Here is an 18,499-nt window from a genome sequence, read left to right as displayed (position 1 = left end):
TAGGAAAGATAGATGGAATAGATGGGGGATCGTCTTTTAATTCTGATTCTGATGCTAGGTTTGCAGAATCTGAGTCTGATAAATTAATACTAAAATCTTCGGCTGATTGTTGGAGAAGTTGTTGAACGTAACTGGTAACGATATTACATAAAACCTCTAATTCTTCTTGATTACCCCGAATCAAAATTTTACGTTCTTCTGGTAGTCGTGGATCATCAAATTGCAGGCGAAAATTAAGATCCCTGGCAATGGTTTTATCCATCCAGTAGGATAGAGGGGAATTTTGCGCCCAGATTTCTAATGTACAAGTGGGGGGGGTGTAGCGACGAATGACAGAATTTGATGGAGACATAGCAAAAATTGCAAAAAAGATGGGGAATTTTGGATTTTGGATTGGGAATAAAAATCTAAAATCTAAAATCTAAAATTGTTTTGTGGAAATATCTATTAGTGCTAACCACAAACGGCGATGTCCACCAGGGGCGCTATAAAAAAGTAAATTGATTAGCAGTTTTAGGGCTAGGTGGGTAAGCACATCTGTTGAGGTTATTTCTTCCTCTTCCATCCGTTCTTGATAAGTATTGCAAAAAGCATCTATATATTCCCCCCAATAAAGCAGTGTGATGAGGTTTTTGGTTATTTGCGGTTATTTGTTCTAATAAACCTACAGCCCGGCGAATTAATTCTTGGTGTTGTTTGGCGAGATAGCAGATAATTAGAACTAGCGATCGCGCTTCTTCTACATCTAACTTTTTCCGTCCTCCTTGGCCTTTGCGGAGGGGATTAGATTGACGCAATCGCCATAAGGCTACCCTGTCTGGTACTTTTGATTCTAAATTCAAATTAACTGCCGCTGAAAGCATGGCTTCTGAACCAATGCCTGTTAATGTTTCCAGTGCCAGTAATACTAAGTCTAACTGAGTTTTGATATTTTCCCATTGAATTGTATTTGGAGCTGGGAGTTGGCTTAAATCCTCCCAAGGTGATTTTGGTATAGAGGAATTAGCGGTTAAGTGCATAACTTTTAGTTTATGTAATCAGGCTGAAAGAATCTGTTGCTGTTACCTATTTTGAAACGAGATTGGTAATGGGTGACTTGCCCTGAGCGTAGCCGAAGGGTTGATAATTGGTAAAAATTTTTGCCTCTTACCTCTTGCCTCTTGCCAGTTCCCTTTATATATGAGCAATTGTGACACCACTACCACCATCGGCTTGTTCTGCTGGTTCGTAGTGGGTAACTCTGGGATGTTGATGTAAGAAGGCATGAACGCCTTGCTTGAGTTTACCTGTACCGTGTCCATGAATAATCCATAGGGGACCTGCGGCTTCAGAAATAGCTTTGTCTAAGATATATTCGGCATCAGCTACCCGTTTTCCGCGCAAATCTACAGTATTTTTGGAGGTACGAATGGCTGGGGCTGGTGGTAGTGTGACTACGGCTGGGGCTGGTTTGGGTTTAACTATGGTTTCTGGCTTTTGTCCATCTAGTGATTCTATATCCTGGAGTTGTAATGTCATTTTCATGATGCCAAAGCGCACGGTAAAATCGCCGTCAGTATCGGGAATTGTTAAAACTTCGGCTGTTTGTCCTAATTTGGGAATCCGCACGCGATCGCCTACTTTGGGCATAAACCCAGGTTTAGGTTTAGGTGGGGGTGCAGGTTCATATTTTTGGGCAATTTTATTCAGGTTTGTAGTAGCTTGTTGGGCATCTTGGGCGTTAGGTGTACCTTTTTGCAAACGACGGATAACTTGGGCAATTTCTCCTTTGGCTTGGGTAATTGCTTGTTGAACGGCAATTTCTTGGGAAACCCGTAAATGTTTTTCTCTGGCTTCTAAAGCGGCAGCTTTGTCAGAAACTTCTTTATATAATCGTTCCGCTTGATGTAATAAATTTTGAGCTTCTGCGGCTTTGGTTTCTTGATTGCGGCGTTGAGCTTCTAAACCGGCAATAACTTGGTTTACCTCGTCTGTGGCTTCTCCAACTTGAGTTTTTGCCTCTGCTACTACTTCTGGTTTTAAGCCTAAACGTAAAGCAATACTCAAGGCGTTAGAACGTCCAGGAATTCCCCACAGCAGACGATAAGTAGGTGAAAGAGTAGTTTCGTCAAATTCTACCGAAGCATTTTCAAATCGGCTATCTTCATATTTTAAGGCTTTGAGTTCGCCAAAGTGGGTACTAGCCATTGTTAGCTGGGCATGATTGGCGAGATATTTGAGTAAAGCGATCGCTAATGCACTTCCCTCGGCTGGATCTGTACCTGCACCAACTTCATCTAGTAAAACTAGGGATTGGGGACTGGGGACTGGGGACTGGGGACTGGGGATTGGTAGTTTTATTTCTTCTTCTTGTCCCTCCTGATTGTTGGGCGCAGGCCCTGCGCCCCTACCTCCTGACTCCTCATTCTCCAATGCTTCTAAAATTCGACTAATGCGGCGGATATGTCCTGAGAAAGTAGATAAACTTTGTTGTAAAGATTGTTCATCACCAATATCAGCTAAAACTTGGGAAAACCAAGGCATTTCTACGGGTATACGGGCGGGAATAAATAAACCCACTTTGGCCATGACGGCTGCTAATCCCAAGGTTTTTAAAGTTACAGTTTTTCCGCCTGTATTTGGTCCAGTAATTGTAACTACGCGAATTTGGGGATTGATAAACAAATCCACGGGTACGACGGGATTTCCTTGTTCGTGCTGCTGTTGCCATACTAACAACGGATGACGCAGATTTCGCAAGGTGATAATTTCGTTTTCTGCTCGATTGACAAAGCGGGGAGGATTAGCACCTATCCACAAACTATAACGAGATTTTGCCACTGCCAAATCTAAGGTAGTGACAATGGCTAATAACCTTTCTAAATCCGGTGTAACTGCGGTAACTTGTTCGGTTAATTGACGACGAATGGCTTCTGCTTCTGTTTGTTCTTGTCTGACAACTTGACGCAGTTGATTACCCATTGGCACGATGCTGTTAGGCTCTATATAGAGGGTTGCGCCACTGGTTGAGGTGTCGTGTACAATACCGGGGATCGCGTCCTTTTGGGGGGCTTTTACAGGGATGACATAGCGATCGCCTCTTTGAGTAATTAATTGTTCTTGAATTGCTCCTGATTTAACTTGAATAATATTTTGCAGTTTTTGAGTAATTTGGCTGCGAATCCGCCGCAATTCTACCCGAATTTCTCCCATTTTCTGACTAGCGCGATCAGTTACTTGCCCGCGTTCATCAATACAACGGTGAATTTCTTGCTCTAATTCTGGGTAAGTCCGCAATTGAGAAACTAAATCGGACAAAACGGGGACATTTTCTTGATTATTAATAACACGGCGTAAATTTCTTGTCCCTGCTAGGGTGGTAGCGATCGCTAACAATTCTTCCCCAGACAAAGTACCTTGGAGTGCTGCTCGTTCTAGGGAATCACCGATATCTTGAATTCCCTCAAAGGATAATCCTGGATGTAAACGACTTTCCAGTTCGTAAACTTCTTTGGTTTGCGCTAATAATTGTTCACTTTCTGCCTGATTCTCAGGAATTGGCAGGTTACGCGCAACTATTGCCCCTAACTTAGTTGCCGCAAAGGTGGAAAGGTGCTGGCACAGACGGGGCCACTCTAGTAATTCTAAGGTTTCAGATTGAATCAAGGTTTCAACAACTAATCTGAAATTATCGTAACAATTTTAGCCGCTAGAAAACTAAATTTTCCAAGATAAAAATTTTTCTGGTGTTAGTTTCTGTAGAAGCGCAATATCTACACTTTCTATTGTATTATGTATGTCCAAGGAGCAGCCGCTACTTTGCACTAATTAACTATTATTTACGCCAACACGGGAAAAAGGGCGATCGCTTTTTTTTCTGATATAGCACTTCCCTATTTCATGAGATACAAGAATACCACCCCCTTCATCGCAAGAGATGAAGGGGCTATGGTGTACGTTGTATAATTGGAAACTGCTGTATATTTAATCAACTTTAAATCTAGCTAATAATTCCTCACGGGAAAGATTAGATAAATTGAGTAATAACTGAGTTCTTTCTGTTAAAGTAAGTTCCATAATCGGAGTCACAATAGCAGATAATTCCTCATCTAAATTGCCAAAACGTCCTGTTAACAAACTCACTATTATCAAACGCTGTCCGTCTAAATTACCTTCTTGTCGTCCTTCTTGTCGTCCTTCTTGTCGTCCTTCTTGTCGTCCTTCTTGTCGTCCTTCTTGTCGTCCTTCTTGTCGTCCTGCTTCCAGTCCTGCTTGTCGTCCTGCTTCCAGTCCCTCTTGTCGTCCTGCTTCCAGTCCCTCTTGTTTCCATTCTTCTCGTTGCTTGAGATACGCTGGTGATAAACTCATGATTAACTCCTTTTCTTCATCATTAACATTACTATTCAATTCTAAATTTTTACGCCAAGACGCAAACATTTCTAGTAATTGCTTCCATTTGTCATTCTCTTCTGAAAGTTGAACTACTTCGTTTATTGCTTGGGTTTGGGTTTTGCCTTTTCCCAGTACCCTTAACCATAGTGTATCCTCTGTCATCGGTAACTGATTGATAGCAACAATGGCCGCTTTCAATAATCCTGACAGAAAATAAACTCCTTTTTCCCAGTCCTCTTTGGGTTTTGCTCCAAATCCGTTGAGGATTTTTTCAGAACAAGTTGGTGTTAAAATCCATAAACAGGGTAATTCGTCTTCAGAGATAGAACTTTTTTCTCTTTTGGCTTGTCGTAATAAATCTCCATGCACACTATACAATTTTAACAAACAACTTCTAATTTCTACTTCACTGGGAGCATTACGATAAGGCTCAAATAGACAGCTTGTAACTGCCATTCTTGCTAATAATCCTAATTCTGAAGTAGCTCTTGGAGATGATGTTGTAGGAACAAACCAAACATCAATTTCTTGAACTTCGCTTTTTACATCTTTGCTGGTTTTGACATTACCTAAAGAGGTTAACAATTCTTCTAAATATTCTTTAGCAAATTGGTCATGGGGTTGTCGAGTCATAAAATTAATAAATTTACTGTCGCTAAACTCAGATCCCCTCTTTAGTAAGAAGTTGGGATCTTTTTTTCAGTTTACCTTAATCTGGTGCAGATCAGAATTTAAGAATCTAGCTTAGTTTCATAGATAGCTAAATATTTGTAAATAGACAATTTTCCATAATTTAAGTTATTTATATTCACCTGGTTATTAAATTTAAATTATCTAATTTGTTACTATTCTTAACAAGACCTAAATATACTTATTTTTAATCTAAATTTATCCAAATAAAAGAGATTTGATCTTGACATTGCCCCAAAAGAGAGAATAAGATATATGCAAATAACAATATAAAAATACCTGCCACATATCTGTAAATAAAAATATGCTGTTTAGTCCAGCTAACTTGCCCTATTGGATTTTCCTGGGGATAGGAGGGTTACTTTTTTTGTTGATGATTTTTATGGGTGGAGGTGGACAAGATGTAGATATTGAAGCAGATTTAGATATAGAAACAGACGGTGATTTTGCCTTTGAAGACTTTTTGGGATGGGCAGGTATTGGCAAAGCTCCATTGTTGTTATTATTGGCAACAGATTTAAGTCTGTGGGGGATTATTGGTTGGATAATAAATGTTGCGTTAAATAGCATTTTTGCTATCAAAAACTATCCTTTATTAAGTGGTTTTGTTCTATTTATTTCTCTGATAATCAGCTTATGTATCGGCAGATGGATAGCACAATCAATTAGTCAAATTTTCTCTGAATTTGGGGAAGATGTAAGTAGCGATCGCTTAATTGGTTGCATTGGTACTGTTACCTCTGTTTATATTCCCACAGAGAATTTAGGAAAAATTGGTCAGATAGATGTTCTTGATGCCAAGCACAATCTTTTGACAGTGACTGCGGTAATTCCTGATTGGGCTACTATTGCACCACAACGGGGAGAAAAAGTGATCATTGTGGAAATTAAACAGGGTATTTATTTAGTGCTTGCTAAAGATAGTCCCGATGAACAAAATTGGTTAAATAACTCAAATTCCAGAAATTAATTTGGATATCAGGAGAAGAAAAATATGCTTTTTTGGTTGAATTTTATCCAGGCTTTACCAAGTGTACATTTAACTGAAATACCATCAGTTCAATTACAACCAAAACAACAACAAACAACTGCAATTAATCCCACATTTCCAATTATAAATCAACCGACTTTAGCTCAAGTTAACGGTGGTTTAGTATTTCCGGGAATCATTGTGATGTTTGTCATCCTCTTGATATTAAGTTTATTTGCTTATACAAGAGTTTATGTTGTCACACCCAACAACGAAGCTTTTGTCAGAACTGGGGGATTATTTACTAAGAAGAAATCAGTGATTCTCTATGGTGGTTGCATAGTGCTTCCGGGATTTCATCAATTAACAAGAGTACCTTTAAGAGAAATTTCTATTGATGTCGAACGGACTGGAAAATTAGCTGTCAGAACTAAAGATTACCTCAGAGCAGATATCAGAGTCACTTTCTATGTATGTATTAATGCTTCCGAAGATGATGTTTTGACATCTGCTGCTAGACTGTCTCAAAATGGAACAAGAATTACTCCTGAAGATATCAAAAATGCTTTAGAAAAAAGGGCAGATGATGCAATTAGAGCAGCAGCTAAAACTAAGGATTTAGCAGAAATTGATTCTGATAAATTGGGTTTTGCTCAAGAAGTATTGAACTTGGTAGGGACAGATTTAAAGAAAGTGGGATTAACACTAAATAATATTGCAATTTCCGAAATATTAGAAAGTGTTACTTACGATCCTGATAACTTCTTTGATGCTCAGGGTGTGCGGTTGCGAACAGAGATAATTCAACGTTCAGTACAACAAAAACGAGAAGTTGAATTAGCGGCACAGGTAACAATTGAGCAAAAAGAATTAGATGCTCAAAAGCGATCGCTGCAAATTGCCCAAGAACAAGAAAGTGCTAAATTATCTCAAAGACTGCAAGTGGAGGCTCTGAAAGCCCAAAGAGAAAGAGAAATTCAAGAATCTAAAGACACAGAAGCTGCAACAGTCAGACGGACGAAAATTTTGCAGGAAAAGTCAGTTGAAGAGGAAGAAATTCGCAGAAAATTGTCTTTACAAGAAAGTCAAATTCAAGCTGATATTGCATTAGAAGAACGGAATAAACAGCTAAAAGTAGCAAAATCATTGCAACAGCAAGAAGCAGAAATTGCCGAAATTTTGCGTCAACAAAGTGTAGAATCTGGTAAACTCAAAGCACAAGTACAAATAGCTGAATCAGAACGCATAGCCAGACTAGCACAAGAAGATGTAGCGATCGCAATTGCTAATAAGAAACGTGAAAGTTTAGTTGCTCAAGCTGAACAAGCTAAAGCCGAAGAATCTGTGAAAACAGCCAGTGAAGTTGAAAAAGCTGAACGAACCAAACGCTTGTCTTTAATTGCAGCAGAACGAGAAGCTCAAGAACGGAGTATTAGCGATCGCAACGTTGTGGAAATTGACGCTTTCCGTCGTCGTCGTCAAGCCGAAATCTCTCAAGAAGCCGCAGAATTAGAAGCTGAAGCAATTCGTGTTCTCGCAGATGCTAACCGTGATAAAGCCTTAGCAGATGCTGAAGGTATTCAAGCTAGAATTGCGGCTGAAAACACCATTAGTAATGCTAATCTGACTGCCAAAATTATTACGACTATCTGGCCAGAATTAGCGGATAAATTACCAGAAATTCTCTCTTCTTTAGCACCACAACCAGGGGTTTTAGGAGATACTCGCATCTATTCTTTCCCTGGTGCAAATGGCAGTAGTGGCAGTCAAGATATTAACAAATTACTACTATCTACCAGTGGATTATCCTTAATTAACACCTTGTTAGATGAAGGTAAATTAGGAGAACTAATTGGGCAAGTTAGTCAATTAGTCCGGAGTAATAACCACGTTGTTACACCTATTTTGAACCAACCAGATCAAGAAAATAACTGATAATTCCTAATTCATCATTGAATAGGAATTATGAATGATCAACTTTTTAAACAACAGCGATTTCTTGTACTAAAACGTAAGGTTCAACGATCAGGGCATTAAATCGCTTGTTGCGGTTGAGATTCCATTCTCCCACTTGATCTATTGTGGGTTTGGCTAGTAATTGTTCATCAATCCAACGTTGCACAGAGGGGATGTTATCACTAGCGATCGCTTCCCCCACATCTAGTAAATCTAAATTCTCTGCTACCAGAATAACTGCATCTTTTTGGACATGGGGAATTAGCCATTCCCATTCTGCTTCATCGAGATTTTGTTGTAATTCTGCTCTTAAATCAGCCATAATTCCCAGTCTTTTACTTACTCAGTTTGATTTTACATGATTTATTCCCGAAGTTTCTGATTTTATGTCTTCAATTTCTAATAAAGCTACAATTATTGCAGCAATAGGAATAGAGATAAAAACACCTAATAAACCTGCCACTCTAGCACCAACTAACAAGGAAAAAAATATTGCTACTGGGTTTAAATTCATTGTTCCTTGCATAACTCGTGGAGCAATTAAGTTATCTTGAATTTGCTGGAGAATTACACAAGCTATCAATACTTTTAATGCTAACCAAGCATTTTGAGCTAAAATAATTAAAGTAATTATACTAACTCCTAATGTTGCACCTATGCCCGGTATCATGTCTAGAATTCCTACTACCAAAGATAATAATAAAGCAAATGGTACTTGAAATAACAAGAAAACTATAAAAGTTGAAGTTGTCAAAAATAAAGTTAATATTAACTGACCACGAAAAAAACTTAAAAAACTGCGTCTGATGATATTGGTAAATTTTTGTCGGCGATTTGGCGGAACTATTTTAATAATGAAATTCCATAATTTTTCTCCATCTAGCAACATAAAAAAAGCGACAACAGCAATAAATACAAACGTCATAAAATTAGTGAGTATGCTTTGCAAAATTGCCAAACTTGTCACCAATGTTGATACAGCTTGATTCCGCAGTTGATTTTCAACTACACTTAAATCTATGCGGAGATTCCGTGTTTGTAGAAATGCTTCTACTTGTTTGATTAAAGGAATTAAAGAATTTAAAAAATTTGATGTACTATCAATTAATTGTTGTCCTTGTGATGAAACTGTTAAACCTATAGTAATAATCAGCACTCCAATTATCATAATGCTGAGTAAAAAAACCACGATAACTGCTAGAGGATGAGGTAAAAACCGCCGGAGAAAATCTACAGGATAGTTAAGTAAAAAAGCCAAAATTGCAGCGAATGAGAAAATCACAATCACCGCTTGAAAATAATCTAAAAGCTGAACAATTGCCCAGCCAGAAGCAACTAAAAGTAAAAAGCGAACTAAAACTAAATTATTTAGTTTATGCCAGACGTTTTTAGCTCCAGAACCACTCATATAAATTTAAGATTTTTAAATTTTTAATTTGAGATTATTAAAAACTAACAAAATCAGCTTTTAAGAGCCTTATCTGTGTCTATTATTTTCCCAATTATTATAACTATAGTGCTAAAGTTAAAATATATGCAAGTACAGAATTTTTCCATATCTTAAGCATATTCCTTATATCTAGTACACTGCGGCGTAAATCAAGCAACCATTAAGAACTCTCAAGAAGCTTGTGTCATCTGCTTTTTTAATTTTTAATTATTAATTTTTAATTCCGCCCTGCGGTACTAGTGGAAAATAATTATATATTGCCCGAAAAATTTTACAGGAACAATTCATGGAATCGTCCCCACGCTATCTAAAATTACTCTTATCGTCCTAAATCGTGCATTTCATTAATCACCGCAGCACACCTTTGGGTAACTTTTTCCAACTCTTCTTTATTCGTAGAATTAGGAGCATCAATTAATTGACCAATTCTAATAGTTAAAGGTACTGAACGGGGTAAAGAAGAACCTGGTTGTAAAATCTGCTCACTTCCCCATAAACTCACCGGTAAGAAAGGGGCTTTAGCTTTTGCTGCAAGAAGTGCTGCACCTCTTTTGGGGTCAGCAATACGACCATCTGGTGTCCTTGTACCTTCTAGAAATACACCCACAGCCCAACCATTGTCTAAAAATTCTAGAGCAGAACGGATAGCATTGCGATCAGCACTACCGCGACTCACAGGGTAAGCACCGTATAATTTAATTGCTTGCGATAAAACAGGAACTTTAAATAATTCTTCCTTGGCCATGTATGCAACTGGACGGCGGACACAACTAGAAACTATCGGTGGGTCAAAATAACTAGCATGATTACTAACTACGATAACAGCACCACTTTGGGGGACATTTTCCACACCATAAATTTTGCCCCGAAAGTATGCGTGTAGCATGGGGCTAACCACAGACCACTTAAAGGCGTGATACAGTGCCAAACTAATTAAGGGTTCACGAGTTCTAGTCACGGAAAATAAGATAAATAATACAGGAATCAGGATATGAAAAAAGAAGTCAGAACTCATTTTAACCTCTAACTTCCATATCTTAACTTCCTATTTCTTCTACATTAGTTTCCTGATGTTAAAGCTTGCTGTCCTTGGGGCGAAGTTGCATAACCTAGAAATGCTTGAACTCCCACATTAGCAGGATCTTTATAGACGTAATATAGCGATCGCTTGTAAGGATAACTAGCAGCTTCTGGAGTCAAGCCCTCAATAGCAACGACGCGCACAGTTTGCTGGTTAGCAACTTGATCAAAGGTTGCATAGCCAATACCATCTTTGTTCAAAGCTTGAATTAAGGGAGTTGTCGCATCTTGCGGTAATGTCGTAATGTTGGGTGTAGTCCCAAAATTAGCTCCTTTGAGGACTAATTCTTTAAAAGTTTGATGTGTGCCACTAATTGCGGGGCGATTAATGACGCGGATAGTTGCAGACGAACCACCCACTGCTGACCAATTATTAATTTTCCCTTCAAATATATCTGCAATTTGGCTGCTGGTTAATCCTCGGTTGAAAGGATTGGCTTTACTGACAATGACAGCGATCGCATCTTGTGTTACAGTAACAGCCTTTAATCCCTGACTTTGCTCCTGTGCTGTCAATGGTCTAGAAGCTGCGGAAATATCAATTTTCCCCGCTAACAAATCCTGAATTCCCCTATCTGTCCCATTCCCAATCGCTTCTACCTTTGTCCCCGGAAACTGTTTCTCAAAACCATTTTTGAGACTTTGGTTAATTGTCACCATACTGGTAGAACCATCTATTTTGACGGTAGTACCGCTGGCTACTGTTGTCGGGACGGAGAAAGCCTCAGTAGTGGTTGTATCACCACCGGAAGAAATGGGGTTTGACGCAGGATTCCGCATGAAAAACCACCAGTAACCACCACCCAAAAGCCCCAAAAACAGCAGGATAAAAACAATAGGCGGCGGTCCGCTTTTCTGACTCATAAATTCCTATTTATTCCGGTAGTTGTTTAGGTTGAGAATCTTGTAACCTTTGCAAACGACGAGCAACTTCGTCATCTAATGTCATATTTTCAATTTCGGCTTGTAGTTTTTCTGTTGGATTTTCCGACAATTCTGCTAAAGCTTCTGTTTTGAGATTGCGACGTTCAACTGCACCTTTAGCTTTTTCAAAGTCACTTTTAGCTGAACCAATATCAAATTCATTATTGACTTTAGCAATCATAGCCAGGGCTTCATTTACCTCTGACATATCTTTCATATTCTGCATATCGGCTTTGTAAGTTTCTAGCTTCATGCGCTCACGGTTGAGTTTATCTTTAGAAGCCTTAACAGCCATTTCTGCTTGTTTAACCATTTCCTCAAGTTTTGGCAAGATTTGCTCCGTTTGAATAGCCTTACTCATGGCCATTCGCGCTGCTTCTTCATTGCCACTACGTTGAGCAATCATGGCTTGCTGCTCTAAGGTTTTGAATTCTCTAATTTTTGTCTCATATTTAGCCTTGGCAGTTTTATAAGCCCCTTCTTGCGCGGCAACGGCTTGAGCCAGTTTTTGTACTGCTACTTGCATTGACTGTAGAGATTCTTCAGCAACTGCGACAGCTACCTTACCACCCGACTCTACAGGCATTCCCCATAACCAGTTCCAAGTCCCAACGATGGTTCTCCCTGCCCGTTCACCCATTATCCAGTAGACAGCTTTTTTCATAACCCAAAGTTATTTTAGTGAGGATGGTTATGGTAATATTTGTACCTTAAAATTGACACACACACCACTTCTATGTCAACTTTTTCACATTTCATTAACCGTCATTTTTTTACTGTACTGACTCTGTTTGCTGCTTGCAAAAGTTCTGCTTCAGAGGGTAGTTTCAGATTAGAACTTAAGTGTAGTCTTTCTAGTAGTCGGATAAATCCGTAGGTAGGATCTATTAAGTAGACAACTTTGCCTTCTTTAACGGAGAAGCCATGACGGGCTGACCACTGAAATGCGTGGTGCATATTGTGCCACCCTTCACCAAATGTAAGTAGTGCTACAAACCAGTTATTGCAGCTATAATCATTGCTGACGAAGGGCTTGTCTCCAAATATATGAGAAAGAGAGTTGACAAAGGCGACACAATGGAAGAGTATCATCGTACTTAAGAAGAAAGCACCGAGAAACTCCAACCCACCTATCCAGAAAGAAATTACCCCTAATAGGATCATAGGAATAAAGTGTAACCGGTCTATGGTTTTAAGAACCCAGTCTGCTTCCACATCAGCAGGAAGGCAGGGGGGAAAAAAGTTTCGAGATAAAAGCCATCCACATTGCGACCAAAGAAAGCCTTTAAAACCTTGAAACGGTGTATGAGGAGAGTGGCTATCGTCTGGTTTATCGGAGTTATTGTGGTGTCCTTGAATATGATGACCTTTCCACCAGTTAGGGCCCATTTGTCCTGAAGAACAGGCAATAATGCTGCCAACCCATTTGATGATCGCCGGAGCTTGATAGGATTTATGAATAATGAGCCGATGGTATATGGCTGTAATACTCATCATTCTGATTACATAAAGAGCAACTCCCCAAAGAATACTTTTCCATGATAATCCTGTGATCAAGGGAACGAAAGCTCCTAAGTGTGTTACTATGATCAGAAGTGGTCCCAAACAGTAACTAAGGACTAAAATCCTGGGATACTTTTTCATATATCGGTGTTTTTGTGAACTGTATTCATGAATATTTTTAGTTTTTTTTGTAGGTTTATTACGTCAATTTTTGAGCATTTTTCAGGAAATGTAAGGTGGATTTTTTGTCATTATCTCACTTAAACCCTTCACAAATTACTGGAGTTTATTAAATAAATCTTTAGACAAAAAATAGGCAACATAGAAAGTTTATGTTGCCAATGTCATCTACAAAAAGACTTATTTAAGTTTAAATTAATTTGCGAAATTATCTATGCAGGTAACTCAGCAGCATTACGAATGTTTTCTAACATTAAGCCAGGAGCAGTCCGTTTAATCAAACCTGTTAAAACGTTACCAGGTCCAATTTCCACAACTTTTTCAATACCATTTTCTGGTAATTGCAAAGAAATTTCTCGCCACCGCACAGAACCTGTCATTTGTTGAGAAAGACGCTGTTTTAAAATCTCTGCTCCTATTGCGGGAACTGGGTCTACATTGGATAAAACGGGGACAGTTGCTGACTGAAAAACAACGGAGTCTAGAACTTCTTGAAATTCCGTTGCGGCTGCTTTCATTAAATGTGAATGAAATGCTCCTGAAACCTTTAAGGGGATAGCTCGTTTAGCTTTAACTTGAGACATAACAATCTGTACAGCTTCTGGAGTTCCAGAAATTACAACTTGAGCAGCACTATTATCATTTGCTAAAACTACATTAGGTGTTTCGCTAATGACTTTTTCCAATTCTTCTCGGTCAAAATTCATGAGCGCGGCCATCATTCCACCAACAGCACTATCCATTAATTCAGCGCGGCGTTTGACTAAGCGTAAACCCGTAGACCATTCAAAGGCACCAGCTACATAAAGAGCGATATATTCTCCTAAACTGTGACCTGCAACTATATCTGGTCGCTGTCCTTTTTCCCGCAATATATCAGCAATTATACTTTCGATTACATACAAACTAGGCTGGGTATAAAGTGTCCTTGATAAAGTTTCAATGTCACTTTGACATATATCTGTGACAGACCAGCCCAAAATTGCCTCAGCTTGAATAAATTTTTCTTTGGCTAATGGTAGATTTAACAAGTCTATTCCCATTCCCAGTGCTTGAGAACCTTGTCCGGGAAACACCCATGCAGTTTTAGTCATTTGTCGGTTGTCAGTGGTCAGTTGTCAGTGGTCAGTTGTCGGTTGTTCGTTGTCAATTGTCAATTGTCAATTGTCAATTATCAATTGTTTATCTTCCCCATTGAAAAATGGCTGCACCCCAGGAGAGTCCTGCACCAAAGCCAGATGTAGCAATTATATCATTTGCTTTAATTTTGCCTTCTCGGACTGCTTCATCTAAGGCTAGGGGAATAGATGCGGCGGAGGTGTTACCATAATTGGCGACATTGCTGATGACTTTATCTTCTGGAATATGTAAGCGTTCAGCAACGGAATTGATAATGCGTTGATTTGCTTGATGTAATACGAGCCAATCTATGTTTTCAATTTTCAGGTTAGCTGCAAATAAGGCTTTGTCTATAACTTCTGGAACTTTCTGCACAGCAAAGCGGTAGACTTCTTTCCCGTTCATGGTAATCGGGTGATATTTGCCTGTAGATACGTGAATATCTGGTGTTAGTTCTTCGGTGGAAGCATTATAGGGGAGGTTGAGAAAATGATTTTGAGAACCGTCGCTTTTGAGGCAAAATCCTAATAAGCGATCGCTCTTATTGGCCTGTAATACAACTGCTCCAGCGCCATCACCAAATAATACACAACTGCGTCTATCTTGCCAATCTACCCACCGGGAGAGGATATCTGCCCCAATCAAGAGTACATTTTTGTAAGCACCTGTTCTGATGTATTGTGCTGCGGTAACTAGACCAAACACAAAACCAGAACAGGCGGCAGTTAAGTCAAAGGCGACTGCTTTGATAGCACCTAATTCACCTTGAACACGGCAAGCAGTTCCAAATAGGTCATCAGGGGTAGAAGTGGCCAGCAAAATTAAATCAATATCTGCTGCTGTAATTCCGGCGGATTCCAGAGCCTTTTGACTAGCAGCAGTAGCTAATGATGTGAGTGAGTCGGGGGGCAATGCTAACCGCCGTTGACGAATGCCTGTTCTTGTGGTGATCCACTCATCTGATGTTTCTACTAATTGAGTTAGTTCCTGGTTATGTAAACAATTTGCTGGGACTGCTGAACCACTGCCGATGATTGCTATGCCGCTGCTCAAAAAATGTTGCACTCTTAATCTCCTCAGTTGTCAATTGTCAGTTGTCAATTGTCAGTTGTCTTGTTTGTAAGCATTAATAACGAGTACCAATGACAATTCCAATTTGAGACGGGGGACTTTAGATTTATAAAAAATCGTAATTTTTCATCTAAAATCCGAAATCTCAAATCGGATGACAAATGACAAATGGCTGTTAGCGTAGTATCTCTACTTTTGAGAACAAATAGCTAACTGCTTTCATTCTGGAGAATTTGATATTGAGATTGGAGTCTTTCTAACACCTGATTATCTACAGCTTCTTTAGCCATACGAATGGCGCTAAAAATAGATGGTGCTTGGGAACTACCATGACCAATAAAACAAATTCCGCTGACACCTAAAAGCAAAGCGCCTCCATGTTCAGCGTGATCCATGCGCTGTTTAACGCGCTTTAAATTGGGTTTTAAAATCGCTGTACCGATTTGACCATGTAGCCCTTGGGGTAATTCTTCTCGCAGAATTTGCAGGATTACACCGCCGACTGCTTCGGCAAATTTTAATAAAATATTACCCACAAAGCCGTCGCAAACAATCACATCAAATTCACCGGATAATACATCACGCCCTTCCGCATTACCAGTAAAATTAATTTGAGTATTTTCCCTTAACAATTGGTGGGCGCGGAGAACTACTTCGTTACCTTTAGTATCTTCTTCGCCAATATTCAATAAACCTATTTTGGGTTGTTCTGTTCCCAAAACATACTGACTGTAAATTGAACCCATAACTGCAAACTGCTCTAAAAATTTAGGGCGACAGTCTACATTAGCGCCGACATCCAGGATCATTACTGGTTTACCGGCTTTGATGGTAGGGAATACTGTGCCAATTGCTGGGCGGTCAATTCCCGGTAATCTTCCTAAACGCAGTAAAGCTGATGCCATCGCCGCCCCAGAATGACCGGCAGAAAATACAGCATCTGCTTGTTTCGTTTTCACTAAATCCATCGCTATGTTGATGGAAGCTTTTCGCTTACGTCTAACTGCGTTGAGAGGCTCTTCATCCATAGCGATCGCATCCTCGGCAGGAACAATCTCTAAATCCGCCATATTAGTTTTTGGCGGCATCACAGCCTCAATTTGTTGGGGATCACCAACCAATAATATTTTTACACCCAATTCTTCGCGCGCCCGCAGTGCGCCGGCGACGATTTCAGTGGGTGCATGATCTCCCCCCATTGCGTCAATTGCGATCCTTACACCAGTCGATCCCATTGCTCAGAGCTTATAGAAACCTTACAAATTTTATCAGATTGCAATACTTAAAATTTGAAAATTCTAAAAAAACCATAAGAAACTAGACTTTTATCGCAACTAGATAATCTATAACTCTATTACTCTCGCATAAACTAGCTACAAAGCAATTAAGTTAAATTATACAAATAAGCGATTACTCTAGAATCATTTGACATATTCTTGATAAGATTTATAATCTTACCAAGAATGCTGACAAAAAAGGGCAACATCTAAATTTATATTGCCCACTGACTTATCCGTAATTATTTAATGGTTTTGATCTAACCAAGCAACCAAATCAGATATTTCAGAAAAATCTAAAAACTCTTCTCCTAATACTTCTAATTGCTCGGTAGATAATAAGCGAATTCGTTCAACTATGAATGAATCCATTTCACCAAAGCGACGATTTAATTGGCGATTCAAGAAACGAAAAGCTTCTTTTTGTTCTCCCTTTTCCAAAATATCCTGATAAATTACAGATTCTTGCATAATATCCTCGCTCAATAATTGACGAATTAGATTTTTCTCGAATCGTAAACCTGCTAAAATCTCTGTGTAAGCAGCGGTATTCTGTCTGGCTGGTACATCTGCAATTTTAGCAATTTCTGTGGCTACTTGGGATAATAACCCTGGTGCGGAATTGGTTTTTGTTAATGGTGCTAATGGAAGCAATGCTGGGTTATGGAGAAATAAATCTGAATCTTGCTCCCACATCCGGATTACTCGATAGCGATGATTTGTCATTTCATCAATATAAGCTTCGGTAAACGCGATTTCATTACTTGTTTCTTGTAAGAAAATCACTACTTGGGTGACAGGCAGATTATATTGTCTAACTAATCTGACAAAATAATCTAACATTCTTAACGGAATGGGAGTGTCTGATTTGGTGTTAGTCTGAAATTCTAGATGTAGGATTCTGTTTTTCGTTTGCAGCAAAATAACAGAATCTGCGCGAATTGGTTCAATGCTAAGTTCGGTTTTTAAGACTTTGATTGTTTCAACTGTTTCCGGTAGCAACCAGTTGGCAAAATCAAGGGGATATTTTTCAGCTAGGATTTTTACAAACATTATCAAAACTCACGATTTACACCCTTTTTTTGGCTGATAGTCAGTAATTCAATATTCAGGTTTTCTTTTACATCTTCTGGCGACTCAAACATGATCTCAAAGCCACCGTTGGGAATAGTTCGACGCAAAAATCTTAAATGGTCTTCTGCATCTTGGCGGTTAGCAAAACGGGCGACGGTGTAAGATTCGGTAATTGTTACAGTTCTGACTATGACCCAAGGATGATTTTGGGTAACAACTGGTTTTATCATGGTGAATGTCTCCTTATCTTAGGAAGCCGGAAGTCAGCAGCAAGCGTCGGAAACTTATTTGCTGGCTTCTGACAATATTTGTAGTTTTGTTGGCGGGTTGCTGTGAGTGTGTTTTCATCGCTTATAAACACTCTCGTTTCATAGCCGTGGCGGTAAAAGCTGGGTTGCGTCATGGTCATGCAGTCCGGGGACGACTAGCCATAGCCACATTCGACACTTGAACAAGCGCAGTAATAGTAGTTCTTCAGGGAATTTTTGATTTCTGTAACCTTGCCAGTGTCCCAGGTTTGCAAGTTGTTGTTTGGCACAGGTGGGGCAAAGGTCGCCTGGTTTTCCTTTGTCTATGGTGTAATTTGCGTCTTCAGATTTTAGGGGTTTGATGCCAGGAAATTGACTGTTTTGAGAATAGGGGCAGGGTTTACCGTCTAGTTCTGCGGGCATGATACCTGTGCAAATTAGGCTGTCGGGGTATACTTTGCCGTCGGGGGAGAGGAAGAGGGCTTTGGGTTTGGTGTTTTTTATATTCATGCTTGACAGTTGCCAGAAGCAGATGCTATTCTGACAATATACGTTAACCGAATAAATGTCAAACATTAACTTAGAA

General features: G+C 39.3%; 16 protein-coding genes and 2 pseudogenes. 2 read left to right on the top strand and 16 right to left on the bottom strand.

Translation table 11 applies throughout. The annotated features are described in order from the left end of the window. From FJR38_RS28165 to FJR38_RS04820, 4 genes and pseudogenes are all read right to left on the bottom strand, one after another. Window positions 1-352: DUF4335 domain-containing protein (locus FJR38_RS28165; protein WP_254449357.1), on the bottom strand; the 352-nt coding region annotated here is incomplete at its 3' end. Between the two features lie 69 nt (window positions 353-421). Continuing rightward, a pseudogene (locus FJR38_RS04830) lies at window positions 422-1,019 on the bottom strand (DUF3038 domain-containing protein). A 154-nt stretch (window positions 1,020-1,173) separates the two neighbouring features. After that, complete coding sequence (locus tag FJR38_RS04825; RefSeq protein ID WP_168535733.1) at window positions 1,174-3,645, bottom strand: endonuclease MutS2; 2,472 nt, start codon at window positions 3,643-3,645, stop codon at window positions 1,174-1,176. A gap of 318 nt (window positions 3,646-3,963) precedes the next feature. Beyond that, a complete protein-coding gene (locus FJR38_RS04820; RefSeq protein ID WP_168492301.1) occupies window positions 3,964-5,004 on the bottom strand; it encodes a hypothetical protein in 1,041 nt (346 codons plus the stop codon). Window positions 5,005-5,365: 361 nt separating this feature from the next. Between FJR38_RS04820 and FJR38_RS04815 the strand changes: the two genes are divergently transcribed. Next, the gene (locus FJR38_RS04815) at window positions 5,366-6,031 is read left to right on the top strand and encodes an OB-fold-containig protein (RefSeq protein WP_168492302.1); all 666 of its coding nucleotides are present in this window, start codon (window positions 5,366-5,368) and stop codon (window positions 6,029-6,031) included. Window positions 6,032-6,055: 24 nt separating this feature from the next. Next, window positions 6,056-7,966 (top strand): flotillin family protein, encoded by a 1,911-nt coding sequence (locus tag FJR38_RS04810; protein ID WP_168492303.1) that lies wholly within the window; start codon window positions 6,056-6,058, stop codon window positions 7,964-7,966. Window positions 7,967-8,012: 46 nt separating this feature from the next. On the opposite strand, the gene FJR38_RS04805 is transcribed toward FJR38_RS04810, so the two are convergent. The 12 genes and pseudogenes from FJR38_RS04805 to FJR38_RS04750 all read right to left on the bottom strand — a co-directional run bounded on the left by FJR38_RS04805 (window position 8,013) and on the right by FJR38_RS04750 (window position 18,423). Then, complete coding sequence (locus tag FJR38_RS04805) at window positions 8,013-8,309, bottom strand: DUF2288 domain-containing protein (protein ID WP_168492305.1); 297 nt, start codon at window positions 8,307-8,309, stop codon at window positions 8,013-8,015. A gap of 21 nt (window positions 8,310-8,330) precedes the next feature. Continuing rightward, complete coding sequence (locus FJR38_RS04800) at window positions 8,331-9,395, bottom strand: AI-2E family transporter (protein WP_168492306.1); 1,065 nt, start codon at window positions 9,393-9,395, stop codon at window positions 8,331-8,333. 361 nt (window positions 9,396-9,756) lie between these two features. Further along, entirely contained in the window at window positions 9,757-10,395 is a 639-nt protein-coding gene (locus tag FJR38_RS04795) for a lysophospholipid acyltransferase family protein (RefSeq protein ID WP_168492471.1), read from the bottom strand. 101 nt (window positions 10,396-10,496) lie between these two features. Beyond that, window positions 10,497-11,381, bottom strand: a complete 885-nt coding sequence (locus FJR38_RS04790) for a phosphate ABC transporter substrate-binding protein (protein ID WP_168535731.1) — start codon at window positions 11,379-11,381, stop codon at window positions 10,497-10,499. Between the two features lie 10 nt (window positions 11,382-11,391). Continuing rightward, the gene (locus tag FJR38_RS04785; protein WP_168492309.1) at window positions 11,392-12,105 is read right to left on the bottom strand and encodes a PspA/IM30 family protein; all 714 of its coding nucleotides are present in this window, start codon (window positions 12,103-12,105) and stop codon (window positions 11,392-11,394) included. Window positions 12,106-12,206: 101 nt separating this feature from the next. Continuing rightward, entirely contained in the window at window positions 12,207-13,085 is an 879-nt protein-coding gene (locus FJR38_RS04780; protein ID WP_168492311.1) for an acyl-CoA desaturase, read from the bottom strand. A gap of 251 nt (window positions 13,086-13,336) precedes the next feature. Beyond that, the gene (gene fabD / locus FJR38_RS04775; protein WP_168492312.1) at window positions 13,337-14,218 is read right to left on the bottom strand and encodes an ACP S-malonyltransferase; all 882 of its coding nucleotides are present in this window, start codon (window positions 14,216-14,218) and stop codon (window positions 13,337-13,339) included. An 88-nt stretch (window positions 14,219-14,306) separates the two neighbouring features. Then, window positions 14,307-15,308 (bottom strand): beta-ketoacyl-ACP synthase III, encoded by a 1,002-nt coding sequence (locus FJR38_RS04770; protein WP_174763500.1) that lies wholly within the window; start codon window positions 15,306-15,308, stop codon window positions 14,307-14,309. A gap of 215 nt (window positions 15,309-15,523) precedes the next feature. Continuing rightward, window positions 15,524-16,549, bottom strand: coding sequence for a phosphate acyltransferase PlsX (gene plsX / locus FJR38_RS04765; RefSeq protein ID WP_168492314.1), 1,026 nt, complete (start codon window positions 16,547-16,549; stop codon window positions 15,524-15,526). Between the two features lie 288 nt (window positions 16,550-16,837). Then, window positions 16,838-17,657 (bottom strand): annotated as a pseudogene (locus FJR38_RS04760) (Rpn family recombination-promoting nuclease/putative transposase). Continuing rightward, window positions 17,647-17,895: a hypothetical protein gene (locus FJR38_RS04755; RefSeq protein WP_168492316.1), complete on the bottom strand. Its 249-nt coding sequence runs from the start codon at window positions 17,893-17,895 to the stop codon at window positions 17,647-17,649. Before FJR38_RS04755 ends, FJR38_RS04760 begins: the two are co-directional and overlap by 11 nt. A gap of 138 nt (window positions 17,896-18,033) precedes the next feature. After that, complete coding sequence (locus FJR38_RS04750; RefSeq protein ID WP_168492318.1) at window positions 18,034-18,423, bottom strand: hypothetical protein; 390 nt, start codon at window positions 18,421-18,423, stop codon at window positions 18,034-18,036. Window positions 18,424-18,499: the final 76 nt, after the last annotated feature.

The organism is Anabaena sp. UHCC 0253 (genome assembly GCF_009712085.1).
Lineage (GTDB): Bacteria > Cyanobacteriota > Cyanobacteriia > Cyanobacteriales > Nostocaceae > Dolichospermum.
Note: the sequence above shows the minus strand (reverse complement) of the source record. Positions and strands in the feature narration are given on the sequence as shown.